General features: G+C 65.2%; 26 protein-coding genes. 9 read left to right on the forward strand and 17 right to left on the reverse strand.

Annotated elements, in window-relative coordinates:
- Position 1 precedes the first annotated feature (1 nt).
- The 7 genes from PotMrB4_RS15270 (at position 2) to PotMrB4_RS15300 (ending at position 6,796) form a co-directional block, all read left to right on the forward strand.
- Complete coding sequence (locus PotMrB4_RS15270) at positions 2-928, forward strand: beta propeller repeat protein (RefSeq protein WP_232060712.1); 927 nt, start codon at positions 2-4, stop codon at positions 926-928.
- Between the two features lie 42 nt (positions 929-970).
- Positions 971-2,212 (forward strand): TIGR02270 family protein, encoded by a 1,242-nt coding sequence (locus PotMrB4_RS15275; protein ID WP_172433800.1) that lies wholly within the window; start codon positions 971-973, stop codon positions 2,210-2,212.
- Between the two features lie 67 nt (positions 2,213-2,279).
- On the forward strand, positions 2,280-3,203 hold the full coding sequence (locus tag PotMrB4_RS15280; protein WP_232060713.1) for a beta propeller repeat protein: 924 nt from the start codon (positions 2,280-2,282) through the stop codon (positions 3,201-3,203).
- A gap of 189 nt (positions 3,204-3,392) precedes the next feature.
- Entirely contained in the window at positions 3,393-4,292 is a 900-nt protein-coding gene (locus PotMrB4_RS28265; RefSeq protein WP_172433801.1) for a beta propeller repeat protein, read from the forward strand.
- Positions 4,293-4,401: 109 nt separating this feature from the next.
- Complete coding sequence (locus PotMrB4_RS15290) at positions 4,402-5,295, forward strand: WD40/YVTN/BNR-like repeat-containing protein (RefSeq protein ID WP_172433802.1); 894 nt, start codon at positions 4,402-4,404, stop codon at positions 5,293-5,295.
- Positions 5,296-5,489: 194 nt separating this feature from the next.
- Positions 5,490-5,933: a type II 3-dehydroquinate dehydratase gene (gene aroQ / locus PotMrB4_RS15295; RefSeq protein WP_172433803.1), complete on the forward strand. Its 444-nt coding sequence runs from the start codon at positions 5,490-5,492 to the stop codon at positions 5,931-5,933.
- Between the two features lie 5 nt (positions 5,934-5,938).
- Complete coding sequence (locus PotMrB4_RS15300) at positions 5,939-6,796, forward strand: shikimate dehydrogenase (RefSeq protein WP_172433804.1); 858 nt, start codon at positions 5,939-5,941, stop codon at positions 6,794-6,796.
- A 48-nt stretch (positions 6,797-6,844) separates the two neighbouring features.
- On the opposite strand, the gene PotMrB4_RS15305 is transcribed toward PotMrB4_RS15300, so the two are convergent.
- Both PotMrB4_RS15305 and quiC read right to left on the reverse strand, forming a co-directional pair.
- Entirely contained in the window at positions 6,845-7,516 is a 672-nt protein-coding gene (locus tag PotMrB4_RS15305) for a TetR/AcrR family transcriptional regulator (protein ID WP_069563412.1), read from the reverse strand.
- A gap of 90 nt (positions 7,517-7,606) precedes the next feature.
- On the reverse strand, positions 7,607-9,517 hold the full coding sequence (quiC, locus tag PotMrB4_RS15310) for a 3-dehydroshikimate dehydratase QuiC (RefSeq protein ID WP_172433805.1): 1,911 nt from the start codon (positions 9,515-9,517) through the stop codon (positions 7,607-7,609).
- Positions 9,518-10,086: 569 nt separating this feature from the next.
- Here quiC and PotMrB4_RS15315 point away from each other — a divergent pair.
- Positions 10,087-11,460, forward strand: a complete 1,374-nt coding sequence (locus PotMrB4_RS15315) for an MFS transporter (protein ID WP_074971489.1) — start codon at positions 10,087-10,089, stop codon at positions 11,458-11,460.
- Positions 11,461-11,534: 74 nt separating this feature from the next.
- On the opposite strand, the gene PotMrB4_RS15320 is transcribed toward PotMrB4_RS15315, so the two are convergent.
- The 13 genes from PotMrB4_RS15320 to PotMrB4_RS15380 all read right to left on the reverse strand — a co-directional run bounded on the left by PotMrB4_RS15320 (position 11,535) and on the right by PotMrB4_RS15380 (position 23,518).
- Complete coding sequence (locus PotMrB4_RS15320) at positions 11,535-12,497, reverse strand: LysR family transcriptional regulator (RefSeq protein WP_172433806.1); 963 nt, start codon at positions 12,495-12,497, stop codon at positions 11,535-11,537.
- Positions 12,498-12,587: 90 nt separating this feature from the next.
- Positions 12,588-13,550, reverse strand: a complete 963-nt coding sequence (locus PotMrB4_RS15325) for a peptidylprolyl isomerase (protein ID WP_172433807.1) — start codon at positions 13,548-13,550, stop codon at positions 12,588-12,590.
- 3 nt (positions 13,551-13,553) lie between these two features.
- Positions 13,554-14,039 (reverse strand): YbjN domain-containing protein, encoded by a 486-nt coding sequence (locus tag PotMrB4_RS15330; protein WP_172433808.1) that lies wholly within the window; start codon positions 14,037-14,039, stop codon positions 13,554-13,556.
- Between the two features lie 51 nt (positions 14,040-14,090).
- Positions 14,091-14,726, reverse strand: coding sequence for a DNA repair protein (locus tag PotMrB4_RS15335; protein ID WP_172433809.1), 636 nt, complete (start codon positions 14,724-14,726; stop codon positions 14,091-14,093).
- A gap of 23 nt (positions 14,727-14,749) precedes the next feature.
- Positions 14,750-16,444, reverse strand: a complete 1,695-nt coding sequence (locus tag PotMrB4_RS15340) for a putative porin (RefSeq protein ID WP_172433810.1) — start codon at positions 16,442-16,444, stop codon at positions 14,750-14,752.
- A 39-nt stretch (positions 16,445-16,483) separates the two neighbouring features.
- Entirely contained in the window at positions 16,484-17,209 is a 726-nt protein-coding gene (locus PotMrB4_RS15345; protein ID WP_172433811.1) for an energy transducer TonB family protein, read from the reverse strand.
- A 3-nt stretch (positions 17,210-17,212) separates the two neighbouring features.
- Positions 17,213-17,635, reverse strand: coding sequence for an ExbD/TolR family protein (locus PotMrB4_RS15350; RefSeq protein WP_044407744.1), 423 nt, complete (start codon positions 17,633-17,635; stop codon positions 17,213-17,215).
- Positions 17,636-17,645: 10 nt separating this feature from the next.
- Complete coding sequence (locus tag PotMrB4_RS15355; protein WP_172433812.1) at positions 17,646-19,496, reverse strand: DUF2341 domain-containing protein; 1,851 nt, start codon at positions 19,494-19,496, stop codon at positions 17,646-17,648.
- An 18-nt stretch (positions 19,497-19,514) separates the two neighbouring features.
- Positions 19,515-21,218, reverse strand: a complete 1,704-nt coding sequence (locus PotMrB4_RS15360) for a ShlB/FhaC/HecB family hemolysin secretion/activation protein (protein WP_172433813.1) — start codon at positions 21,216-21,218, stop codon at positions 19,515-19,517.
- Positions 21,219-21,240: 22 nt separating this feature from the next.
- Positions 21,241-21,840: a transposase gene (locus PotMrB4_RS15365; RefSeq protein WP_044407810.1), complete on the reverse strand. Its 600-nt coding sequence runs from the start codon at positions 21,838-21,840 to the stop codon at positions 21,241-21,243.
- Between the two features lie 348 nt (positions 21,841-22,188).
- The gene (locus PotMrB4_RS15370) at positions 22,189-22,470 is read right to left on the reverse strand and encodes a hypothetical protein (protein WP_074971811.1); all 282 of its coding nucleotides are present in this window, start codon (positions 22,468-22,470) and stop codon (positions 22,189-22,191) included.
- A gap of 315 nt (positions 22,471-22,785) precedes the next feature.
- On the reverse strand, positions 22,786-22,929 hold the full coding sequence (locus PotMrB4_RS15375; RefSeq protein WP_165673818.1) for a hypothetical protein: 144 nt from the start codon (positions 22,927-22,929) through the stop codon (positions 22,786-22,788).
- Between the two features lie 256 nt (positions 22,930-23,185).
- Positions 23,186-23,518, reverse strand: coding sequence for a hypothetical protein (locus PotMrB4_RS15380; RefSeq protein ID WP_172433814.1), 333 nt, complete (start codon positions 23,516-23,518; stop codon positions 23,186-23,188).
- A gap of 108 nt (positions 23,519-23,626) precedes the next feature.
- On the opposite strand from PotMrB4_RS15380, the gene PotMrB4_RS15385 reads away from it, so the two are divergent.
- A protein-coding gene (locus tag PotMrB4_RS15385; protein ID WP_172433815.1) for an IS5 family transposase occupies positions 23,627-24,477 on the forward strand; the annotation gives its coding sequence in 2 pieces (ribosomal slippage) (positions 23,627-23,981 and positions 23,981-24,477; 852 coding nt in all).
- Between the two features lie 139 nt (positions 24,478-24,616).
- Here PotMrB4_RS15385 and PotMrB4_RS15390 read toward each other — a convergent pair.
- Together PotMrB4_RS15390 and PotMrB4_RS15395 are read right to left on the reverse strand one after the other, a co-directional pair.
- Positions 24,617-24,970, reverse strand: a complete 354-nt coding sequence (locus tag PotMrB4_RS15390) for a hypothetical protein (RefSeq protein ID WP_172433816.1) — start codon at positions 24,968-24,970, stop codon at positions 24,617-24,619.
- Positions 24,971-25,160: 190 nt separating this feature from the next.
- A complete protein-coding gene (locus tag PotMrB4_RS15395) occupies positions 25,161-25,643 on the reverse strand; it encodes a DUF6985 domain-containing protein (protein ID WP_142008788.1) in 483 nt (160 codons plus the stop codon).
- Positions 25,644-26,071 lie beyond the last annotated feature (428 nt).

Below are 26,071 nucleotides of genomic sequence, written 5' to 3' on the forward strand. Positions count from 1 at the left end.
CATGGAAACCCGAGATCCACGATTCAGCGGTTACAGCATCGGCACCGGAACCGTCCGCTATTCAGACCTCAGCTATCTAGTCACCACCAATGACGAGGCCATCAGCGAAGGGCATACCGGCTCCCTGCTGTTCACCCTGGACCGTGGAACCTGGGGCGCAGGTGCCGTCGACTGGCTGGCCTGCTCCGGAACTGTCTGCCACACCCCCGCCGAGCGTTACCTGGTGCTGGGTACAGATGGTTCGGTCCGTGCCAGCGGAGGCGGTTCGGTAAAAGAAGAGTCGCCCATCGCCAGTTGCGGCGTAGACCCGAAGAAGCGCGGCCCACTGCGGGAGATCCGCGCCTTCGCTAAAGGCCGCGCCTACGCGGTCGGCACCTGCCGACAGGCCTATGTCCGTACCGATGAAAGCCAGTGGAAGTGCATCGACCAGTCCGCCCAGGTCGGCGACGTGGACATCACCGACACCAGTTTCGAATCCATCGACGGCTTCGACGAACAGGAAATCTATACCGTCGGCTGGGAAGGCGAGATCTGGACATACGACGGCGCCACCTTCACCCAGCTGACCAGCCCCACCAACCTGGCGCTGTACAAGGTGCGCTGCGCGCCGGACGGCTTCGTCTACGCCTGCGGCCAGCTCGGCACCCTGCTGCGCGGCCGAGGCGACCAGTGGGAAGTGATCGAGCACGACAGCACCACCGAAGACCTCTGGGGCATGGAAATCTTCAACGGCGAGGTCTACGTGTCGTCCACCCACTTCGTCTACCGCCTGGTGGACGGCAAGCTGAAGGCTGTCGATTTCGGCGATGACGTTCCGGGCAGCTGCTACCACCTGAGCGCAGCGGACGGAATCATGTGGTCCATCGGCCCGAAGGACGTCATGGAATTCAACGGCTCCACCTGGAAGCGGATCCTGCAAATTGGCTGATAGCGCTATGGCTTATGCCCAGGGCAAAAGGACCGAAGGACGATGAACACCCTGCCCATCGTCCTCGACCAACACGCCGAAGAAGCCGGCTTCCTTGCTGGCCTGCGCGACTACGCCGTTCGCGCGCCGCACTACGACCTCAAGCACCTGCGCACCCTCGACAGCCGCATCGAAGCGCATCTGGACGGCTTGCTGATCGCCGGGCTCAAGGGGCTCGACCTGCTGCTCAAGGCGTTGTCGCCCCACGCCACCGGCGAGGTATTCGCCGCCACGGCGCTGGCCTTCATGGCCGGCAATGGTCCGGCGCTGTCCACCCTCGCCGAGCACCTGCGCAAGGCGCCGGACGGCGAGCGTGGCTTCACCTCGGCACTGGGCTGGTTGGAGTGGGCGACCGTCGAACCCTGGATCGAACGCCTCCTAGCCTCGCCCGAGCCGCTGTTCCGGCGCATGGGCCTGGCAGCCTGCGGCATGCACCGGCGCGATCCCGGCCCGGCCTTGCTGGCCGGCCTCGCCCACAGCGACCCAGGCGTGCTGGCGCGCGCGGCGCGTACGGCCGGCGAACTGCGGCGGCGAGACCTGATGCCCGCCATCCGTGCCCACCGCCTGCACGACGACATGGCGGTGCGTTTCTGGGCCAATTGGGCCACGGTGCAGATGGGCGACGAGGAAGCCCTCGGCCCGCTGCGCCTGCTGGCAGAGCACCCCGGCCCGTTCCGCCTGCGGGCGTTGGGCGTGCTGCTGTGCTGGCAGCCCCGGGAGGCCAGCATCCAGTGGTTGCGCGCATTGATGGGCGATGCCCGTCACCACCGCCTGGTGATCCAGGCCACCGGGCCCTTCGGTGACCCGGTGGCGGTGCCCTGGCTGATCCAGCGCATGCACGAACTGCCCCTTGCCCGGGCGGCCGGCGAAGCCTTCACCCTGATCACCGGGGCGGACCTCGCCGATCTGGACCTGGAGCGGCGTCAGGTCCCCGACTATGACGCCGGCCCTACCGATGATCCTGAAGACCCGAACGTGGACATGGACCCGGACACCGACCTCCCCTGGCCCGATCCGGCGCGCGTCGAGGCCTGGTGGCAGGCCAACCGCCCACGCTTCGCCAACGGCACGGCCTACCTGCTGGGCGAACCTCTCAGCGAAGCACGCTGCCTGGCGGTGCTGCAGAGCGGCTACCAGCGCCAGCGCGTGGCAGCCGCCAACGCCCTGGCCCGCTTCGTACCGACCCGCTCCGTCTTCCCCACCAGCGCCCCTGCCCTGCGGCAGCGTCAGTTGCTGGGCTGCTGACAAGACCAACCTGACCATGGCCGGCGGCCCGCAGCCGGATTACCGCTCGCCAGTACCGGAAACCCAAATGGATACCAAAGCAGCACTCCAGGGCTACAGCATCACCTCGGGTACCGTCCGCTATTCCGACCTTGCCTACCTAGTGACAACACATGACCAGGCTATGGCTGAAGGGCATACCGGCTCCCTGCTGTGCACTCTGGATCGTGGAACCTGGGGCGCAGGCGTCGTCGACTGGCTGGCATGTTCCGGAACTGTCTGCCACACGCCCGCCGAGCGTTACCTGGTGCTGGGTACCGATGGCTCGGTCCGTGCCAGCGGAGGCGGTTCGGTAAAGGAAGAATCGCCCATCGGCAGCTGCGGCGTAGACCCGAAGAAGCGCGGCCCACTGCGGGAGATCCGCGCCGTCGCCAAAGGCCGTGCCTACGCGGTCGGTACCTGCCGACAGGCCTATGTCCGCATCGATGAAAGCCAGTGGCGGTGCATCGACCAGTCCGCCCAGGGCGGCGACGTGGACATTACCGACACCAGTTTCGAATCCATCGACGGCTTCGACGAACAGGAAATCTATACCGTCGGCTGGGAAGGCGAGATCTGGACATACGACGGCGCCGCCTTCACCCAGCTGACCAGCCCCACCAACCTGGCGCTGTACAAGGTGCGCTGCGCACCGGACGGCTTCGTCTACGCCTGCGGCCAGCTCGGCACCCTGCTGCGCGGCCGAGGCGACCAGTGGGAAGTGATCGAGCACGGCAGCACCACCGAAGACCTCTGGGGCATGGAAATCTTCAACGGCGAGGTCTACGTGTCGTCCACCCACTTCGTCTACCGCCTGGTGGACGGCAAGCTGAAGGCTGTCGATTTCGGCGATGACGTTCCGAGCAGCTGCTACCACCTGAGCGCAGCGGACGGAATCATGTGGTCCATCGGCCCGAAGGACGTCATGGAATTCAACGGCTCCACCTGGAAGCGGATCCTGCAAATTGGCTGATAGCGCTGCTGGACGCTGATCACAACAAACAGGGTATTGATGACTCGACACGGTGCCGGCCCATTGCCACTGGCTACAAAGTGACGAAGTAGAGAAAGCAGCCAATGCCGCCGTGGTGGCGCTCTCGCCCCGCCTTGCCGCCGCCTCTGCGTCCGCACCCTCCGGCCGATAATCTTTTGGGAGAAATTGATGACCCTAGGACTCAACACCCGGCATACGTACGTATCAGGCTGTGTGCGTTATCACGACCTCGCCTACACCGCGTCACAAGACGATGCCGTACCAGCGGATGTCGAGCACAGTCACTTCCATGAAATCGATGGCAACAACCTTGGCTACATCGGTGCAGTGACCTGGGCCACTGCCAGCATGACGGTGAGCAAATTTCCACAGGAGCAGATGATCGCCATGTCGGCTCACGGCGAGGTGAAGCTGTTCGGCAGTGGGAAGCAGAGCGACGAGCAGATCACCACTCCCGATGGTTCTCCGGAAACGCGAGGGCTGCTCAGGAAGCTGCGCACCATCGAGAACCGCACATACGCCGTTGGCATGGGTCGCCAGGTATATCGGCGTGAGAACGAAGACGACTGGCGATGCCTCGACCAGAAGATTCGCCCAGCCATCGGAGAGGTAAAGGGCTTCGAGTCCATCGACGGCTTCTCGTCCTCGGACATCTACGCCGTGGGTTGGGACGGCGAGATATGGCATTTCGACGGACAGGATTGGGAGCAGAAAAGCAGTCCGACCCACGTCGTTCTGACCAATGTCCTCTGTGCCGGAGATGGCAATGTCTACATCGCGGCTCGTCAGGGACTGCTGATACGCGGCCGTGGTGACAGTTGGGAAAGCATCGAGCACGAAAGCATGGACAAGGACATATGGGACCTCGCCTGGTATGGCGAAACCCTCTATCTATCGACCTACAGAGGCTTGTTCAAACTGGTAGGCGACAAACTGGTACCCGTCGACTTCGGCACTGACAAGGCCTGGACCACCTATCACCTGAGTGCAGCCGATGGCGTGCTCTGGTCTTTCGGCAAGAAAGACGTAATGGCCTTCGACGGCCAGACCTGGACCCGGATCGACTGATGATCCCCATCGTCCTCGACCAACACGCCGAAGGGACCGGATTTCTCGCCGGCCTGCGCGACTGCGCCGTGCGCGCGCCGTATGGCCACAGGGGAACGGTGCATACACCATGAATAGCGGAAGCATTACCTTTGCCAAGTGTTCGATCGTCAGACGCGATCTGGTTTTCATCAGCGCCCAAGTCACCGAGTTGAACAATCGCAACGTCAACCACACCAAGGTCCTTCGCTGGAAAGCCGGGGCTTTCGCACACTTCATGATCGACTCGGCCACTACGGCAATCAGCGTCACTACCCCACCCCTGACCGTGTTTTCGATGGGACTGGATGGCGACATTCACCTCTTTCGAGGCTCTACCAGAACCACCGAGCATATCGTGGGACCGAATGACTCCGGTTTGCTGTGCGATATGCGCCTGATAGCGGGCTCCCACTACGTAGCGGGCATGCAACGCCAGGTTTACCGACGCCATGAAGACGGTGGCTGGCACTCTATCGCCGACTCCATTCGCAACCGGGAAGGCATCAAGGGCTTCCACTCAATAGACGGCTTTTCAGCAACTGAGCTGTACGCCGTTGGCATGGACGGCGAGATCTGGCTATTCGACGGTCGGCACTGGCAGGCGCTTGGGAGCCCAACCTCGATGATCCTGCAAAACGTGCACTGCAGCGACGATGGCAACGTCTACATCGTGGGTCAGGCTGGCGTGGTGCTTGTTGGTCGAGGGGACCAGTGGGTTCCCGTCAACCTGAACGACTTCAGCGAAGACCTGTGGGGCGTAACGGTATTCAACGGTGATCTGTTTATTGCCTCCTCCAAAGCGGTCTATCGGATTGCCGACGGTCAACTGAAGAAGGCCAATATCGGTTCTGATGGCGCCGGCTCTGCCTCCTTTCTCGCATCTGGGGATGGCGTGCTCTGGTCCGTTGGAAGCAGGCACCTGGCCTTTACCGCTGACGGTGTTAGCTGGACGGTTGTGGACTATGACGATGCCAGCTATTGAGGCTTGCTCCCTCGAACCTCTGGTGGACCTGATGACGGTGGCCCTGCTGCTGGGCTGCTGACAGCCGATAATCGAACACTAAATCCCGGTGCATCCCCGCACCGGTGCGGTGCAGATTGACCGAATTAACCGGTTAGTACATTTTCCTCGCACACGGTGGAGACCACCCCGCCGTGAATGACCTGGAGAATGAGATGCCCCCGATCGTCCTGGTGCTCAACGGCCCCAACCTCAACCTGCTGGGAACCCGAGAGCCCGCCACCTACGGCCACGAGACCCTGGCCGACATCGCCGACCGGTGCACCCGCACCGCTGCCGGGCTGGGCCTGACGGTGGACTTCCGGCAGACCAACCACGAAGGCCAGTTGATCGAGTGGATCCACGAAGCCCGTGGCCGCTGCGCCGGCATCCTGATCAACCCGGCAGCCTGGACCCACACCTCGGTGGCCATCCGCGACGCCCTGGCGGCGGTCGAGCTGCCGGTCATCGAGGTGCATCTGTCCAACGTGCACAAGCGCGAAGCCTTTCGTCACCACTCCTTCGTTTCCGCCATTGCCGTGGGCGTCATCTGCGGCCTCGGCAGCCAGGGCTACAGCCTGGCACTCCAGCATTTCGGCCAACTGATCAACAACAAGTGAATGCCATGTCCAACCTGTCCAACTCCGTACTCGCCGGCCTGATCGGCGCCGGCATCCAGGCTTCCCGCACCCCTGCCCTGCACGAGCACGAGGGCGACGCCCAGGGCCTGCGCTACCTCTACCGACTGATCGACCTCGATGCCCTCAGGCTGGACAGCGGCGCCCTCCCCGACCTGCTGCGCAGCGCCGAGCAGATGGGCTTCACCGGGCTGAACATCACCTTCCCCTGCAAGCAGGCCATCCTCCCGCTGCTGGATGAGCTGTCCCCCGAAGCCGCCGGCATTGGCGCGGTGAACACCGTGGTGCTGAAGGACGGCAAGCGCGTCGGCCACAACACCGACTGCCTCGGCTTTGCCGAAGGCTTCCGCCGCGGCTTGCCCGGTGTGCAGCGCCGCCAGGTGGTGCAGATGGGTGCAGGCGGTGCCGGCTCCGCCGTGGCCCATGCCCTGCTGGCCGAAGGCGTCGAGCGCCTGACCCTGTTCGAGGTGGACGCTGCCCGTGGCCAGGCCCTGGTGGACAGCCTCAACCAGCATTTCGGCCCCGGCCGCGCCGCCCTGGGCAGCCACCTGCCCAGCGCCATGGCGGAGGCCGACGGCCTGGTCAACACCACCCCCATCGGCATGGCCAAGCTGCCGGGTACACCGGTGCCGGCCGAACTGCTGCGCGCCGACCTGTGGGTGGCGGAGATCGTCTACTTCCCGCTGGAGACCGAGCTGCTGCGCGACGCCCGCGCCATCGGCTGCCAGACGCTGGATGGCAGCACCATGGCGGTGTTCCAGGCGGTGAAGGCCTTCGAGCTGTTCAGCGGCCGCATGGCCGACGCCGACCGCATGATGGCGCACTTCGCCAGCCTGAACGGCTGAAACGAAACGGGGCGGCCAATGCCGCCCCGTTCATGTCGGTGAGATGCGTCAGGGCTGGGCGAGGAAGCGCAGCACCGACTCGCAGATCATCGCCTTGTGCCGCGCCTTTACCTGCTCGTCGGTGAGGTCGATCTCGAAGATCTGTCCGAAGGTGTTACGGTTGGACACCCGGTAGAAGCAGAACGAACTGATCAGCAGGTGCAGGTCCAGCGCCTGGATGCCCGGCCGGAACGCACCCTCGGCCTGCCCGCGCTGGATGATCTCGCCCATGGCATCGAGGATGGTGCTGCTCATGGTGCGGATGGTCCTGGACTGCCGCACGTACTCCCCGTAGTGGATGTTCTCGATGCAGACGATGCGCACGAAATCCACGTTGCGGTCGTGGTGGTCGAAGGTGAACTCCACCAGTCGCTGGATCGCCTCGCGGGGTGGCAGTTCGGCCAGGTGCAACTGCGCCTCGGTGCCACGGATATCGCCGTAGAGCTTCTCCAGCACCTCCAGGTAGAGCTGCTCCTTGCTGCCGAAGTAGTAGTAGATCATCCGCTTGGAGGTCTGCATGCGTTCGGCGATGGCGTCGACCCGGGCACCCGAAAGCCCCTGCTGGACGAACTCGACGATGGCCGCCTTGAGGATGTCCTCGCGGGTCTTCTCGGGGTTGTTCTTGCGTCCTTTGCGGGGGGCGTCGGCGGGGGTGTCTGGCAGTTCTGTCGTTATTGTCATGGTGGGCTCACGGCCTGCGGAAACCGGCCGATTATGGGCGGCTCAACCCGGAGGGGGAAGCCTGGCGCACGCGGCGCCAGGCTGCCCGGGTCAGAGCCTGGCCTTCGCCGGCGCCCCGCTGCGGGCCTTGGCCATGGCCGCCAGGCGCACCGCCACGTTGGCTGCCCCGTAGCCGGCGTAGCCGTTGCGGCGCTGCAGGACCTCGAAGAAGAAGCGCCCCTCGAACGGCTCGGTGTACACGTGAAACAGCTCGCCGCCCTGGGCGTCGCGGTCGTAGAGCACGTTGTAATAGGCCAGTTCGCTGAGGAATTCGTCATCGAAATCGAAGCGCGCGGCCAGGTCATCGTAGTAGTTCAGCGGAATGTCCAGCAGCGGCACCCCCGCCTCCTTGGCCCGGCTCACCTCGGCGAAGATGTCCTCGCAGGCGAAGGCGATGTGGTGGGCGCCCGAGCCCCGGTAGCTGGAAAGCGCGTGGGAGATGGCGGTGTTGCGGTTCTCCGAGATGTTCAGCGGCAGGCGGATGCTGCTGCAGCGGCTGCGCAGCGCCCGGCTCTTCACCAGGCCGTACGGGTCCGGCAGCACCACCTCGTCGTCGGCCTCGAAGTCCAGCACGCTCTTGTAGAACAGCACCCAGCTGTCCAGGCCGTCCGCCGGCAGCGCCAGGGCCATGTGATCGATGCGCTGCAAGGCGCCGCTCTGGGTGACCTGGGCATCGAGCACGAAGTCGCTGTCGTAGATGGTCTGCCCGGCCGGAGCCTGCTCCACCAGGTACAGCAGGCTGCCGTCGGGGGCGCGTACGGCGGGGATCTCCCGCTCGTTGGGCCCTACCAGCCCACGGAACGGCTGGCCCCGGTACTCCCGGGCACGCTCCAGGGCGTGGCTGCTGTCGTCCACCCGCAGCGCGGTGGCACACAGCGAAGGGCCGTGGGCCTCGAAGTAGCCATGGGCAAAGGAATAGGGCTCGGCATTGAGCACGATGTTGATGTCCCCCTGGCGCAGCAGGCTCACGTCCTTGGAGCGATGCCGCCCGGCGCGGGAAAAGCCCAGGCGCTCCAGCCAGCCGGCCAGCTTCGCGCCCTGGGCTTCGTCCACGGCGAATTCGAGAAACTCCACCCCGGCGTAATGGCTGGCCGGCGGCGGTGCGAAGAGGATGTCGAGGTTGGCCGGCGGTACCGGGTCCTTCTGCAGCAGCGCGCGGGTCTTCTCCTCCAGGTAGAGCAGCGAGCGCAGGCCGTCCGCGGCATTGGCACGGGGCGGCGCAGCGCGGAAACCGTCGTTGAAGATTTCCAGGGACAGCGGGCCGGTGTAGCCGCTGCGCAGGATCGACGCCAGGAAGCCCGGCAGGTCGAATTCGCCCTGCCCCGGGAAGCAGCGGAAGTGCCGGCTCCACTCCAGCACGTCCATGTTCAGCAGCGGCGCATCGGCCATCTGCACGAAGAAGATCTTGTCCCCCGGAATGTCGGCGATGCCGCTCGGGTCCCCCTTGATCGACAGGGTGTGGAAGCTGTCCAGCAACACCCCGAGAGCCGGGTGATCGGCCTGGCGGACGATGTCCCACACCTGCTGCCAGCTGTTCACGTGGCGGCCCCAGGCCAGGGCCTCGTAGCCGATGCGCAGGTCTCGCGCGCCGGCCCGCTCGGCCAGCAGGCGCAGGTCGTCCACCAGGATGCGTTCGTCCGCCAGGGCATCGGCCTGGACGTTGCTGCACACCAGCACCAGGTCGGTGCCCAGCTCCTGCATCAGGTCGAACTTGCGCTCGGCGCGGTCGAGGTTCCTCTGCAGGCGCTCGCGGCGGCAGCCCTCGAAGTCACGGAACGGCTGGAACAGGGTGATGGCCAGCCCCAGGTCCGCGCACATCTGGCGGATTTCCCGGGGGCTGCCGGCGTAGTACAGCAGGTCGTTCTCGAAGATCTCGACGCCATCGAAGCCGGCGGCGGCGATGGCTTCGAGTTTTTCCGGCAGGGTACCGCTCAGGGAGACGGTGGCAATGGAACGCTGCATGTTCAGCTCCTGGTAGAGGGCCGGCACAGTGGCCAGCGGCGGACCCGGGTCGCTGCGTGAACACACGCAAAACCCTTTCGTTTTTGTGGCCGGATGGATTATTCGCGCGTAAAGTCAGCGCCTCAATCAAAATGTACGAACTGGTTAGTTTTGTGTTCGATCATCGAACAGAAGGCCGGTAATCGAATTGACGCTTTTTCGATCACTGCGCAACATGCCTCCCATGTTGCAGGTCTCCCCGCCGGTCGGCGCCTCTGCCGAACCCGCCGCCCGGCTGGCCCTGCGATGGCATACACGCGTCACGACATAACAATTTCAAGAACGGGTACCTGCTCATGCTCACCTCCGCCCTGCATCCCATCCGCATCCCTTGCACCCCGGCCCTGCCCCGCCCAGCGCGACCTGCCGAGCCCGTCTGACCCCGCATCCCCGACACCGAGAATGGCCCCGACCGGACGTCATCCGACGCGCCGGCCACGACCCGACTCCGCCCCACTGCGCGCGTGCCGCCCCGGACCTGTCCAAGGGCGAAGCGCAGGGGCGACAGCACAATAAAAACGGAGACAACGATGGCGACTTCCTCCTCGAACCAGGCCAAGAAAGCGACGGCCAGCGGCTGGATCGGCTCCGCCCTGGAGTACTACGACTTCTTCATCTACGCCCAGGCTGCGGCCCTGATCTTCCCGCAGATCTTCTTCCCCAACAGCGACCCCAAGATGGCGATCATCGCCTCCCTGGCCACCTATGGCGTCGGCTACCTGGCCCGCCCCATCGGCGCCTTCGTGCTGGGCCACTGGGGCGACACCCGAGGCCGCAAGAACGTCCTGCTGCTGTGCATGTTCCTGATGGGCATCTCCACCATGGCGGTGGGCCTGCTGCCGACCTACCACGACATCGGCATCCTCGCGCCCATCGCCCTGGTGATCCTGCGCCTTGTGCAGGGCTTCGCAGTGGCCGGCGAGATCTCCGGCGCCAGCTCGATGATCATGGAGCACGCCCCCTTCGGCCGGCGCGGCTACTACGCCAGCTTCACCCTGCAGGGCGTGCAGGCCGGCCAGGTGATGGCCGCCGCCGTGTTCCTGCCGCTGGCCTACTTCATGCCCAGTGATGCCTTCAACGAATGGGGCTGGCGCATTCCCTTCCTGATGAGCGCGTTCGTGCTGGTGGCCGGCTTCATCATCCGCCGCGAAGTCCACGAGACCCCGGCCTTCGTCCAGGAAGAGAACCAGCAGAAAGTCGCCAAGTCGCCGGTCTCCGAGGCCTTCCGCCACAGCTGGAAGCACATGGTGCTGGTGATGTTCATGGCCCTGATGAACGTGATCCCGGTGGTCGCCACCATCTTCGGCGCCGCCTATGCCGTGCAGCCGGCCTATGGCATCGGCTTCGACAAGAGCGTCTACCTGTGGATCCCGGTGGTGGGCAACATCGTCGCCGTGCTGGTCATCCCCTTCGTCGGCAACCTCTCCGACAAGATCGGCCGCCGCCCGACCATGATCACCGGCTGCCTGGGCTCCGGCCTGCTCGCCTTCGGCTACCTCTACGCCATCAGCATCCAGAACGTGCCGCTCGCCTTCGCCCTGTCGATCCTCATGTGGGGCATGGTCTACCAGGGCTACAACGCGGTGTTCCCGAGCTTCTACCCGGAGCTGTTCCAGACCCGCTACCGCGTCTCCGCCATGGCCATCGCGCAGAACATCGGCACCATGCTCACCGCCATGCTGCCCGCCCTGTTCGCCGCCGTCGCCCCGCCCGGCTCGGACAACATCCCGGTGGTGATCGGCAGCCTCGCCTTCCTCATCACCTGCGTCTGCGCCCTGGCCGCCTACCTGGCGCCGGAAACCCATCGCCTGGCCATGGACGACCTCGGCAAGCCCGACGCCCAGCCGATGGACAAGCACCAGTACGAAGCCACCCGCCAGGGCAGCCTGCGCACCGCCGGCTGACCCTCCACCGCTCCATCCAGGGCCCCCGCATGGGGGCCTTGTTGTTCCGGCCGGGACGATGTTGAACCACCGCCTCAGAACCAGTCCCGCCGCTCCTCGAAGGCGGCACGCACCAGGGTGACGATGCGCTGCACCTCGTCGCGCTCGCTGGCCTCGCTGCGCACGGCGAGCCAGGCGTTGAGGGTCATGGGCTGGGGGAACAGTGCCGGCAGCGCCAGCAGGTTCTTGTCGATCAGCGGGACGTAGTGCGGCAGCAGCCCGATGCAGGCGCTCCACTGGATCATCTGCCGCTGCACCTCGTAGGCGTTCACCCGCGTCACCCCCGAGCGGCGCGCGGCGATGGCGCGGTTCCACGGCGCCAGGGCTTCCAGGGCCGACTGGCCACTGAGGTCCACCAGCATGTAGTCCTCCAGCTCCAGCAGGCTGCGCGGCCGGCTGCTTTCCCGCGAGTAGCGCTTGGCCACGTGGGGCAGGTAGTCCAGCGGGGCCAGGCAGGCGAGCGTGTCACAGGGGAACCCGGGATCGGGGGGCGGTCCTTCGGGGGCCAGCCAGACCTGCACGTCCACTTCGACCGCGGGGGCGCTGGTGCTGTCCAGGCGCAGCAGGTCCAGGCGTACCCGCGCGTGCTGGCGCAGGTAGGCCAGCAGGTCGCGCCCGAGGATGTCGTGCAGCAGGGTCTCGGCCACGGCGATGCGCACCCGGGGCTGCTCCTCGTGCTGCGCCCGGGGCAGGTCGAGCAGCCCCAGGCGTGTGCTGAACAGCTGGCGCAGGCGCCGCCCTTCCGGGCTGAGCACCACGGTGTTGCCCTGGTGCACGAACAGCGGCTGACCGCTCCAGGCGGCCAGTTGCGCCAGCTTCTTGCGCAGCAGCGTGGGCTTGATGCTCAGGCTGCGGGCCGCCTGCATGAAGCACCCGCAGCGGGCGGCGGCGAGAAAGCAGCGCGCCGCCTCGTGGTCGAGCCCCAGCAGCGCCGGATCCAGCGGTGTTTCGTCCAGGCCGGGGGCGTGTGCCGGCCCGGCGCCTTCCTGCAATGTCATGGCACCTCCTCCCTAAGGAATCCTCGGCGCGCCGGGCCGATGGCTCGCGCGCCGGTCCTGGCCGGTACCTCCCTGTCCGACCCGTCCCGCTCAGTGCGCAGTCTCCAGCGCCTGGCTGATCTGTGCCCCGTCGATGCTCAGGGTGCCGGCGTTGACCAACCCATCCAGGTAGGCCCGGGCCACCTGCTGCTGGCGTTGCGCACGCAGCGCATCGCGCAGGCGCCCGCGCACCTCGTCGAGGGTGGCCGTGCGCGACGGCTGGGTCTCCAGTACCCGCAGCACGTGGTAGCCGTCCTGGCTGCGCACCGGGTCGGACACGGCCCCCGGCTTCAGCCCCAGCAGCACCTGGCGCATGGCCGGCAGGTACTGCTGCAGCGGCTGGAGGCCGCTGTCGCCGCCCTGCTCCGCCGAACCCCGGTCCTCGGAGTACTGCCGCGCCAGGGCGGCAAAGTCGGCACCCTCGGCCCGCGCACGGCGGGCCAGGTCCTGAGCCTGCTTGCGCACCTGCTCCTCGCTGCGCTCCGGCCCCACCGCCAGGAAGATCTGCGCCACCCGCAGCATCGGCGGGGTGGTCCAGTTGGCCTTGCCGGCGTCATAGGCGGCCTGCAGCTCGGCGTCGCTGGGGTAGCCCTCCGGCACCTGGCTGACCGCCTCCAGGTAGGTGCGCAGCAGCACCTGCTCGGTGGCGGCGCGGGTCATGCGGCGGATATCCGGGCGGTCTTCCCAGCCCTGGGCCTCGGCCTGTTGCAGCAGCGCCTTCTCGGCCAGGCGACCGCGTATCCAGGCCTCCAGTGCGGGGCGGTCCTCGCGCAGCTGCTCGCGGCTGTCCGCCGGCAGGGTCGCCAGCAGTGCCTCCAGTTCATCCGCCTCCAGCGCCAGCGCGCCGAGGCGTGCGACGGCCGTGGGCGATGCCACGGGCGCCGGTGCCACCTGCACAGTCGGCTGCACGGCGGCTTCCGGCGGTGAGCCGGGGCGCAGCCCCAGCACCACCCCGGCCACGCTCGCGGTCAGGGCCACGCCGCCCAGGCCCCACAGGGCTCCACGCCAGGCCATGGGTCAGGCCTCGACCGCTTCGGCAGCGGGCTCGGCCTCGGCGGCCGGTTCGGGATGGCGCGTGGCGCTGTCGCGGCTGAAGTCACGCAGGTAGACGATGAACTCCTGCAGCAGGTGGTCCCACAGCTCCAGCTGGCCACGCAGGTGCTGCGGGCTGATGCCGGCGGCCACCAGGGCGTCCATCTCCAGCACGAGGAAGTCACCCTGGCGCGACAGGCGGGCGAAGCGCCGGGTGGCGTTCCACACCTCGGCGAGGCCGGCGGGCAGTTCGCCCTGGATGCGCAGCGCGCAGCTGAAGCAGTAGTCCAGGTAGGCGCCCTCCTCCCGCGCCCGGTTGCCGAAGCGCACGGCGAAGCCGATGCCCTGGCTGGCGCTGAGCAGTTGCACGATGCCGCCCTGTTCGGTGCGGTTGACGCGGTAGCCGGCTTCGCGCAGGCAATCGCCGAGCTGGTCGGGGGTGATGCTCTGGATCAGGTCCTGGGTGTTCATGCTGTGACTCCTGTGTACGGGGGGCGCCGGCCCGTGCCGACGCCATGGGGTTCAGGGTTTGGGGGCCAGGGCGGCGTCGAACTGGGTGTCGTAGAGGCGGTCGCCGTAGGACTGCGCCAGCTCCTCGAACTTCACCCGCGCGCGGCTGGCGAAGGGTTGGCGCAGCTTCACCACGTCGGCCACGTCGATGCGCTCGTAGGCGTCGAGGACCTCGCGGGCCACCTGGTACATCTCGTGGTTGCGGGTGGTGCACTGCTGCAGCTGTTCGTCGCGGGCGGCCAGATCGCTGGTCAGCTGCACACGGGCTGCCTCCACGCCACGGGCACGCGTCAGCAGTTCCTCGTAGGCCTGCTTGAACTTGCCCACCTGCTCATTGCTGGCGGCCACCTGGGCCTGGGCCGCCTCGTGCAGGGCCGCCTGCTGCCCGGCCAGTTGCTCGTTCTGCTGGCGGGCCTTGGCCAGCTCCGCCTCCAGGCGCTTGATCTGCGCCTGGGCGGTGCTCAGCTGGCTTTCCGCCGCGCTGCGGGCGGCCGCCGCCTGGGCCTGCTCGCTCTGCAGCGCCTGCAGTTGCTGGGTGGTGCTGCGCAGCTGGGTGCGCAGGCGCTCTTCCATGCCTTCGGCGTGGGCCCCGCTGCTGGCCAGCAGGGCCAGGCCAAGGGCCAGGGCGGATCGGGATCGGGTGTTCATGGCGCTCTCCTTTCCGACGCGCACTAGAAGCGCGTGTTGACCTCGAATTGCAGGACGTCGATCTCGAAGGGCGCGCCGTAGACCTCTTCCGCGCTCAGCCAGCGGGCGCTGCCGTAGACGTTCTCGGCGAAGCCGTAGTTGGCGCCGACGAACCAGCCCTTGGCGTTGGTGCCGCCCAGGTGGAAGGACGAGTCGTTGAAGCCGTCGGGCAGTGCGTCCGGCTCGATGCGCTTGTAGCCGGCGTAGAGGTTCCAGTCGCCGTGCTTCTTCAGGTCCAGCGCGTTGCCCAGCACGAACTGCAGCATCCAGGCGGTGTCGCCGCTCTGGATGTTGCCGTTCTCGTCGACGTTGTTGGCCAGCCTGCCCGCCGAGCGCTTGTTCATCTCGCCTTCGTCGTAGGCCAGGTTGCGCACGTAGTGGGCCTGGCTGCGCAGCTTGAAGCCGTCGAACAGCGCGGTGTCCCAGACCAGGTTGAGGTCCACCAGGTTGAACTCGGAGGCCAGGCCGACGAACTGCGGCTCGGGCGTGGTGGTGGGTCGGGTGGGGTCGGGGGTGATGTCGCGCAACAGCATCAGGGTGTTGCCCTTCTGCATGAAGGCCGGGCGCGACTCATCGGTGTCGCAGCCCGGGGCGCCGTTCCACGGGGTGCAGGGGCTGGAGCGCTTGCCCTCAATGTCGTCGAAGCGGTAGTAGGCCAGCGCCGCCTTCAGGCTGTTGTCCGCGTCGGGCTGCCAGCGGGCGCCGATCTGCGCGCCGTAGAGCCAGTTGGTGTCGCTCTCCACCTTGTCGAAGCCGCTGCTGGTGGTGGCGGTGTCGGAGGTGTACTCCACCGGGAAGGCGCCGACGGTGCCGAACAGCCCCAGTTCGCTGTCCAGGGGCTGCTGGAAGTTCGCCGCCAGGCCGTCGAGGTTGAGGTCGCCGGAGTACAGCAGGTCGGTGGTCATGAAGGGGTTGGGCATGCGCCCGCCGGTGAAGGTCAGGCGCTCGTCGGGCTTGTAGGTGAGGTAGCCCTGGTCCAGCCACACGTCCTTCTTGGCGAAGCCACCACCCAAGGTCTGGGTGGTGGACACCGGCCCGCTGTCGGAGCCGGTGGCGATGCGCAAGGCGGCGCTCCAGGACGGCGACAGCGTGGCCCGCAGCCCCAGCCGGGCGCGCAGGCGCAGCAGGTTCTCGCGGTCCTCGCGGCTGTTCAGCAGCGGCGGCAGCTGGGTGTTGCTGCGCGGGTTGACGTCGTAGGGGCCCTTCTCGTTGAGGCGCGCGTAGTCGATCAGGCGGTCGCTGTTGTTGCTGGAGAAATAGCGCGACTCGCTGCGCAGGCGCATGTCGCCCTCCAGGCTGATGCGCGAGGCCCAGTCGGGGAAGGTGTTGGGCGCGGCCCAGTTCTCCTTCTTCGCCTGGGCCATCACCTCGGCCTTCACCTCGTCGCGGATCTGGTCGCGGACGATGGCCGGCACGTACTGCACGCGCACCTCCCCCGGGGCGCCAGGCGCGGGCGGTGCGGCCTGGGCGGCGGCCTGGCGGGCCTGCACGGCCTCGGCTTCGGCCTGGCGGATCAGCGCGTCGGCCTGGTCCTGCTTGAGCACGCCCTGCTGCACCAGCAGGCGGATCAGGTTGACGGTGGCGTTCTCCGAGGGCGTGGCCTGCGCCGAGGTGGCGGCGGCCAGGCTGGCGATCACGGCGCCGATGCCCAGGGCCAGTCGGCTCATTCTGCGGATCATGGTTCTACTCCTGATGGCATATTCGTCTCGCGGGCCCGATCAGCCGGGCCGGCGTCCTTGCAATGCGATGCGTACCGGCAGCGTCAGCGAGGCCGGCGGGCGCTCCAGAGGTGGCGCGCCACGCAGCACCGCCAGCACCTGCTGGTCGAGCGCGGGGTCGCCGCTGGAGCGGGTCAGTTCGGCGCGGGTGATGCGCCCGCTGGTGTCGATCCACACCTCGGCCTGCAACCGGTAGGCCTGGGTGCGCAGGTCCGGGTCTTCGCGCAGCAGCTTCTGGAAGGCATACGCGAGGAACTGGCTGTAGGTGCCGTTGCCCAGGCGCCCACCGCCGCTGCCGGCCATGCCGCCGCCCTTGCCGGCGCCGATGTTGAAGGCGTCGGAGCCGGCCTGGGCGTCGCCGTCCATCTGCATCGGGTTGGCCAGGTCGTCGGCGGGGGTCGGCGCCTCCTCCTGGGGCTTGACCTCCTCCGGTTCCGAGGTCGGTTCGGGCTCGGGCAGCTTCTCCTCCACCGGGGTTTCCGGCTCCGGCGGCTTCTCCGGCACCGGCGGCGGGGGTGGAGGTGGCGGCAGCGGGATGATGGCGGGGATCTTCGGCGCCTCCCGGCGTACCCCGCTCATGTCGTTGGCCCACAGCCAGAGCAGCCAGGCGAGGCCGGCGGCGACCAGCGCCCCCACGCCCCAGGCCAGCGGCCGGCGCCATCCCGGCGCGCTGCTGCGGACTTCGGCGAGCCCGCTCTCCGGGCCCTTGCTGGGAAAGGTGGTCATGGCTCAACCCTGCGGCTTGCCGGTGACCAGGCCCACCTGGGACAGCTCCAGGCGGCGCAGCAGGTCCAGCACTTCGATGACCTTCTGGTACTGCACCGTGGCATCGCCACGGACGATCACCGGAAAGTCGGGGTTCATCGCCTTCTCCGTGCGCAGCCGGTCCTCCAGCTCCGGCAGGGTCACCGGGTAGGCGTCGAGGAACACCTGGCCGCCGTCGTTCACCGAGATGGCCTTGGTCTTGGGCTGCGACAGGGAGATGGACGCACTGGCCTTCGGCAGGTTGATCTGGATGCCGGAAACCTGGGCGGTGGCGGTGAGGATGAACATCACCAGCACCACCATGAGCACGTCCACCAGGGGCGTGATGTTGATGCTGTCGACGGCGCCGTCTTCATCGTCGTCATGGGCGCTGCTGAGGTTGGCCATGCTGCTCTCCTCAGGCGCTCAGGGGCGCAGCGCCGACGGCGTGGCCACGGCGGTGGGCCGCTTCGCTGAAGGTGCTCTCGCCGTGCACCTCCGCCAGGCGGGTGACGAACTCGTCGACGAACACCCGCATGTCCGCGTTGACCTCGCGGTTCCGGGTGGTCAGGCGGTTGTAGCCGAACAGCGCGGGGATGGCGACGAACAGGCCCATGGCCGTGGCCAGCAGCGCGGCGGCCATGCCGGGGGCGATGGCGTTGATGTTCACGTCACCGGCCATGGCCGTGCCGAGGAACACCACCATGATCCCCAGTACCGTGCCCAGCAGGCCGATGTAGGGGCCACCGGCGATGGCGTTGGACAGGGTCGACAGGCGCGAGGCCAGGGCCTGCCCCTCGCGGGTGCGCACCCCGTCCATGGAGGCGCGGATGGCCTCGATGGTGGCGGCGGAAATGGAGCCGGTGTCGGCGCCCTGGTCACGCCGGGTGCGGATCTCGCGCACCGCCACCTGGTACAGGTGCCAGAGCGGCGAATCCCCCAGGCGCTCGTGCAGCTGACGGTCGTCGGCCAGCAGCTCCAGGCGCGTGCCGACCCGGACGAACTGCTCGCGGAACGCCGCGTTGGCGCGCAGCACCCGGCCCAGGGTGCGGCTCTTGCGGATCATGATCACCCACGACTGGATCATCATCAGCACCAGCACGGCGATGATCACCCAGGCGTCCACCGGCACCGCCTTGAGCAGGAAGCCGAGGCTACCGAAGCCGAAGCCGGACTGTTCCTCGTCCACGCCGTAGACCACCAGGCGCGACTCGGCGCCCTGGGCGGTAGCATCGGCGAGGATCAGCGCCGCCGGGCGCGCCACCTTGGACAGGCGCAGCTCATCGACGGCGCCAGCGAAGGCCCCGAAGGCGGTCGGAGCCGGTGCCTCGGCCGGGGCGCCCTCTGGGGCGGCGGCCTGGCTGCCCGGCAGGTCCGCGCCGATGGCGATCACCGAGGCGAAGGCCGGCAGCGACAGCGCCAGGCTGCCGGATTCACGGCCGTTCACGTACAGCCGCAGGGCGCTGCCGTCGGCACTCAGCGCCAGGTGCTGCCACTGCCCGCTGGCCAGGGCCTGGCCGGCCTGGGCGCGCTGGCCGTTGACCTCGACGAAGGGCACCCCCTGGGCCAGGCCCAGCAGCAGTGCGTTGCCGCCGTCGCGGCGTGCCAGCAGCAGTTGCTCGCCGGCGGCCTGGTCGGCGCGCACCCAGGCGCTGAAGGTGAAGGCACCCCCGGCAGGCAGGGTCAGGGACGGGCTGGCCGGCAGCAGCAGCGGCTGGCCGTTGAGCTGGGCAGCGCGGCCGATCACCCCGTCGATGCTGCTGGCGGGTGCGGTCTGGGCGTGGTTGCCGTAGGCGGTGGTGTCGCGGGGCGGCGCACCGACGGCGCCGTCGAAGTGGTAGACCAGGCTGTAGTCCGGGTCGAAGGTCAGTTGACCATTGCCGGTGGCCGGGGCCTTCGGGTTGCCGTAGTACATCCAGATGTCCTGGCGCTGGCCGCCTTCCACCTGGGGCACGTCTACCCAGATCAGTGCCATGCCCATCAGCGGGTCGAAGCTTTCCACCTGGTGGTTGAGCACGGTCTTGTCGTCGGCGGCGACGAAGCGGATGTCCGAGCCGTTCTCGTTGACCCCGTCGAAGGTGAAGTTGCCGGTGTGCAGGCGCACCAGCAATGGCGTGCGCCCGGCGGGCTGGTCGATGGACGCGCCCTGGGGCGTGGTGTCGACGGTGATCTGCTTGCGGTAGAGCCAATCGTCCTGCCACCAGGCATGGGCGATCGCCGGGGCCAGGAGCCCGAGGCTGACGAGCGTGGTGAGTATCAAGCGGCGCATGGGGTCAACTCCAAGGGGTCAGAAGCTCGCCTGCACGCTGAAGTGCACGCGGGGGTCTCGTTTGCGGGTGTTCGGGCCGTCCTTCAGCGGGTAGGCCCAGTCGAGGCTGCCGGACAGCCCGTGGGGCAGCGTGGCGCGGGTGCCGAGGCCGACGCTGGCCAGGCTGTAGCTGTCGTCCTGCTCCGGCAGCGCGTCCTGCAGGGACAGCTGCGCGCCTTCGGCGAACAGGTAGAAGCGCCACTCGTCCAGGTGGCGGGCCACGCCCTTGCCCAGCAGCGGCGCCAGGGACGGCGTGCGCAATTCCTGGCCGAGCAACCAGCCGTCGTCGCCAGTGCGCTCGGCGGCCAGGTAGCCGCGCACGCTGCTGGCACCGCCGGCGGAAAACTGCTCGTTGGAGACCAGCGGCCCGGAGGCCAGCTGGAACCCCAGGCGGCTGTGGCTCTGCCAGTCGTCGCCAAAGGTCAGGGTGTAGGTGGCATCGCCCTTGAACAGAGCAAAGCCCGGCTTGGCCCGGTAGCGCTTGTAGTCGAACGCCTCGTCGTCGCTGCCGTAGCCCAGCAGGCTGTGGGTGCCGGCCACCAGGGACAGGCCGAGGCTGAACTGCGAGCGCTCGGTGTAGCGGTAGCCGGTGTAGCCGAGGGTGATCGGCGCGTAGCGGATCGGCACCTGGTCCTGGCTGCCACCGAACTGCAGGGACTCCTCGAAGTCCTTGAACTCCACCCCCACCGACAGCGAGTGCGCCCAGGGCCCGGCCGGTGGCACTGCGTAGGCCAGGGACACCCCGTAGGCGTGGCCTTTGCCCAGCACGTTGCTGCCGCCCAGGGTGGCCACGTTGCTGTCGGACTGGTAGCCGGAGAGCTGCAGTGTCCAGCGGGCATCCAGCGGCGCGCTGTAGCTGCCGGACCAGACCTCGGCGTTGTCGCGGTCCTCCGGCGCGGTGAAGTAGGTCAGCGAGGCCGCGTGGCCCCGCTGCCAGAGGTTGGTGTAGCCAAGGCTGACCACCGAGCGCAGCTTCTCGGTGTCGGCGCTGTAGTCGTTGTTCAGGCCGATGCTGGCCTGCCAGGGGTTCTTGTCCTCCACCTGCAGGTCCACGTCCATGGTCCCCGGCCGGCGCCCCTCGCGCACCACCGGCACCACCTGGCGCCCGGGGTTGCGGTTGGCAGCGGCCAGCTCGGCCTGGACCCGACCGAAGTCCGGCACCTGGCCTTCCTGCAGGGCCGGCACCTCGTCGCGCACCGCCAGCGGCGAGTAGTGCTGGGCGCCCATCACCCGCACCCGGCCGACGCGGGTCTCGCTCACCTGCAGGTAGACCACGCCGCCCTCCACCTGCTGCTCCGGCAGCTCGACGAAGACCGACTGGTAGCCTAGGGCCTGGTAGCGCTGCTGCAGCGCGTCGCGGGCACCCTCGATGTCGGCCAGGGTGCGTTGCGGGCCGAGGAACGGGTAGACCGCCGCTTCGATGTCCCGCGCCTGCAGCACACTGTTGCCACGCACCACGTATTCGTTGACGTCGACCCGGCGCGCCACGCCCTCGCCCTCCTCCGCGCCCCGGGCCGTACCGGCCAGCAGCGCCAGGGCCAGGAGCGAAGGTGCGAACGGCACGCGGCCGAGGCGCAGGTGCCGGTTGAATGACTGAAGAACCACACAGCCCCCTCGTGAAATGGCGCCACACTGGCGTGCGCCGTCCTGTGGGCGGGCCGTGCCTGGGGCCGGGCCACCCATGGTTGTCGTTGGTGTATCGGGCCTAGCGAGCGCGAGCCTGCGCCGCGTGACGGGCGATCCAGGTGTGCAGCTGGGCGAAGTTCGGGGTGAATTCCGGCGTGCTCATCAGCGACGGTGCGAACACCTCGCTGATGGCCCGTTCCAGCAGGCGGACGGCCTGGGCGTTGTCCAGCACCTCGCCGAGGTCACGGACGAAGGCGCTGAAGCCCCAGACCCGCTGGTTCAGTTGCAAACCGACGAACCAGCGGAACAGCAGGTTGTAGTTGAGCTGCTCGTAGAGCTGCTTCTCGCTGGGCAGCGAATACAGCACCTGCAGCACCAGCGCCTGCAACAGCGCCCGCAACGGCACCTGCAGCTGGCGTGTACGGGCCCAGCCCTGCAACGCCTCCAGGGCTGGCTCCAGCAGCGCGTCCAGTTGCGGCTTGAGCACCACCAGCGAATGGCCCGGGGGGATGTAGCTGGACACCTCCTTGAGCGCGCTCTGCCAGTCCTCCTGGGACACGATCCACACCCAGGGCGCGCCGTAGCGGTAGACCGAAACGGGCTTCTTGCGCGCCGCCTCGACGATCTTCGACAGGCGCTGATCCAGCTCCTGCATCCCCACCTTCGCGAATCCGTCCATCTTCCCCATCGCCGTTGCTCCACTGCCTGGCCGGGGCCCGCAAACCCGCGGGCCGAAGTGGCCGCCTTCCGTAGCGGCCGATGTGGCGCGGCGTTGTCCTTGCCGTCGTCGTTCCACATCCCCTTGACCGGTGCCCGGCGAAGGCACCGAACTTTTGTCATCGAATCTTCATGAACGGCGTCGGAAGGACGGGACTTGTGGGGGTGGAGAGCGTCTGGAATGGGTATTACGAGGCGGTGGGGATCGCCTTCGCCTGGCAGATGCGGGAGCGGACAAGGCGCTGAAACGGCCCTGCGGAAATGAAAAGGCCCGGCTGATGCCGGGCCTCTTCGGGGAGACGTGAAGGGTTCAGTCGACAGTGCTCAGGCGGTCACGCTTCACTGCCTCGCGAGCCGCACGGAGCAGGTCATAGGCATCCGACAGCAACAGGTTGGCCGCCTCGGCTACGTTGGCCAGGTAACGCCCATCAGCACAGGAACCCTCCATGTACGCGAAGCTGGCCAGCAAATCGCGCGCGGCCATCAGGCGGTACTCGGCTGTTTCCTGGAGATCCAGATAGGACCGGCTGCCATCGAGCAAGAGAACGGAAGAACCGGAGGGGTTGGCGGAGAGCGGGCGTAGGTCAGTCATGACGAAGACCTCCGCGGCTGCACAGGTGGTTGGATGCGGATAAAGAAAAGACAGGCATATCGAGAGGGACGCGAGTCATAACGCGATGCTCCTAGCGTGAGAAAAAAGCGCCTGCACTCGAATGGTAGGCGCCGGTACGCCTAGAGTTTTCGACCGGCCAAGGTCGGCTACGGGATTGACCGCAGCGGGCGGACTATAGGAGGCAGCAGGAAAGCTCGCAAGGGCAGTTTTACATGTGAGTACCGCTAACGGCGGCAGTCGCCTGCCCGCCCTCGGGAAAGGGGTGCCGCCCCCAGGGGCTGTTACAACCCAGCCTCAAAGCTCATCAAACATTTGCCGCTCATAGAACTGCATGTCTGGAAACTGAACATCACTATCAAATATCAAAGCATGCCCTTCATGCTTTTGCAGAAAAGCTTGAAGCGTAAGCCAAACTCTGCCCTCATCAACCCATTTCATCTCCTGCTCGGAGAACATTTTCGTCGAACTCAGAGTCGACAGAGTGAGGCTTGTACTCATCGAGATACAAAGGAATACATCCGTGCACTTCCAGAAACCCGGATGTGGGCACCAGATAGATTCTGAAATGCCAGATAGCCATTCTTGGCCCCTCTATTCTTTATACGCACCAATCAAGCAGCTCCTCGCTTCTACTCGACATAAACAAGACAAGAAATATATTTCTGACCTATAGGATTACCCCAAACCACATCTTTCAGGTTAACTGGTAACGCTCATCCTGCTCAAACAATGGAGCCAAGATTTCTTCCCATATATATTTTTGAAACGACTGCCACTCCGTCAAACTATCGAGCCTGAAAAAATAGCAGCGAACAGCCTCTACAACCATATTAAAATCATCCTTACTCAGATCAACAAAGCCAATCTGATCAAGCACAAGCATTTCCATTACCTCTTCATGAATTTTGGTTTTTTTCTCCCGCAACACATCATCAAAAAGCATTCCCACTGCATCCGAAGCCTTTCGATTCAAGGTAACATGTAAACTTTTATCTTTTGAATAGCCTATAAAAACCGTAGCCCCCATAACTCACCTCATAATAATCTTATCGCGCTGAAATTCAGGCAGCGTCCTAGGTTCTGTACGAAAAGTCGGTACAGGTAGAATCGCCACCATGATTGGCTGGAGGTCCACATGGCAAGGCGCTACGAACTCCCGGATGCAGGCTGGGAGTTGATCAAGGATCTGGTTTCCCCGGAACAGAAGATGAGCCGACCGCGAAGTGATGATCGGCTGGTGCTCAACGGCATCTTCTGGATCCTCTGCTCCGGAGCTGCCTGGCGCGACCTGCCGGAACGTTTCGGCCCGTGGTCGACGGTGTATCAACGGTTCCGTGACTGGCGAGACGACGGCACGTTTGATCGAGTACTTGAGCGATTGCACGTCCGGTTGAATCAGGAAGGCCTGATCGACCTGGATACGTGGATGATCGACTCCACCGCGGTGCGCGCAACCCGAGCCTCTTCTGGCGCCGGAAAAAAGGGGGGACAGAAGAACCGATTGACCATGCACTGGGGAGCAGTCGAGGTGGCCTGACCACCAAAATTCATCTGGTCTGTGATGCCAACGGGATACCTCTTCGCTTCCTGCTTTCACCGGGGCAAGCCAGCGACTTTACCCATGCACAACCACTTCTGGATCAGGTTCGTATCCCCGGAAAGTGGCGGCCTCGTAAGCGCTACCGTTGGTTACTGGCAGACAAAGGTTACGATGCCGAGCATCTGCGCCAGTACTGCGACCGCTACCGCATGCAGCCGGTGATTCCGCAGCGCGCCATGAAGCGCAAACCCAAGCCAGGACTACCCCGACTGTTTGATCGTCCGAAATACCGGCAGCGGAACATCATCGAGCGGATGTTTGGCTGGCTAAAAGAGAACCGGAGAATTGGCACCCGTTACGACAAGCTCGCCAGGAGTTTTGCCGCAATGGTCACGCTGGCTTGCACGCTGCGATGCCTGCGGCAGTACTTTTCGTACAGAACCTAGATCAATAAATGCGGCCCACCTCCATTAATTTTCTCCCATGCCTTATTGCTTCTTGAACACAAATACAATTTCTTGGATCTAACCCCGAAAATTCTGGTTACTTTTAAACCAGCCCACCAGCCAACCCCATAAAAATCAATCACTCTTCATCCCAAAAGCTCATTGGCGGTGCATATTCACCATCTTTCAAGACAACACACCATCCAAAATCTGCATAAAACATCTCAAGCCCAACCACCTTGTAAACATTAGCCTCAATCCTCTTTAAGGTAATCAGGCTATTCGCATAATGAGTATACCTCCCCCCTCCCGCCACTGCTCTTAACTCCAGCTCATCACGGTCCCATTCCGACACAAACCCTGACACCTCAAGAACAGCATCCGAGATAAAAACCTCAAACTCTTTAGATATTTTGCACAAACAAGGAATTCGCTCCTGCTTGAGCAACTGTTCAGTATGCATATTTTCGGGAAAACTAATATTTAATTTCATTCCAAAGCACTCCGAAGAACAAAAAACTCACCTGAAAAATATCTTTCAAACGTACTCAACAACACAAGAAAACTTCATCAGGAATGCCTTAGCGGCCAAACAAGAGACATAGGTGACGGCTGTACGCAGGTTGGCCGACCGGGACTTCCGGGACCCGGCACACCCGGAGGTATCCCGCTCACAGCCGCCATTAACTCAACAAAAAATCTTGCACTTCTACGGCCTCTACAGAGCCGTTGGTCACCAATACCCCTACGCCCAGTTGAGAGTCAAAAACTGCATCAAATATGAAGCCGATCTGACGCACGCCGGGATCAAAGGGATACATGACCTTGATGCCTATCAGGGTAACCAGCTTCCCCATATCCCCAACCGAACTCACTTGAGGTGCTTTCTCATTTACCTCACACGCATCAAGGCACTCCCTGAACTCGCTCAACCTGTCGTTGTAGTAATTGAAAACGGCCTCTTCAACAGAGGAGCAGATGAAGGCCGAATCAAGAAGAAACTCCCTGTACGAAAGCCGCTGAGTCTCGGAAATCGGATTATCATCAAACGTCTGAACAACCAACTCCACCTCGGAGCGCTCTTGGAAGATCACCACCTCACATGAACCCGTCCAGACCCCATCAAACCTCAGCTCACCAAAGTCTTCATCCAAAACAATTTCCACGCTTTAAAACCTCCAGCAAAGACTCTCGACAGCACCATAGGCGCCCCCCGAATCTAACAGCAACCCATATTTAAAAAGCCAAGCAAAATACCCAACCTCGAACCTTTAAATCTCCAACAAATTACCAATCGATCATGAGGGCCGATATAGCTGAATCATCGAACCCCAATCAGGCCGCCATCACTCTTCCCATTTCAGCCAAGATGGATCAACTCCTACCCAGAACCACCGACAACATAATAAAAACCCGATGAGCGCCACCCCCAATCAGAACTCAGACAAGCAAGCCGCAATAGTCATGCATATATTCATCATACTCAGTGACACCCCAGACATGACCATCCAACTTATCTATACAAACAACTCCCCCCGCCCTTTCCTCTGAACCTCCCACCATTGAGAAGGCCCAGAACAACGGCGAATCATCG

This window comes from Metapseudomonas otitidis (assembly GCF_011397855.1).
Taxonomy (GTDB): domain Bacteria; phylum Pseudomonadota; class Gammaproteobacteria; order Pseudomonadales; family Pseudomonadaceae; genus Metapseudomonas; species Metapseudomonas otitidis.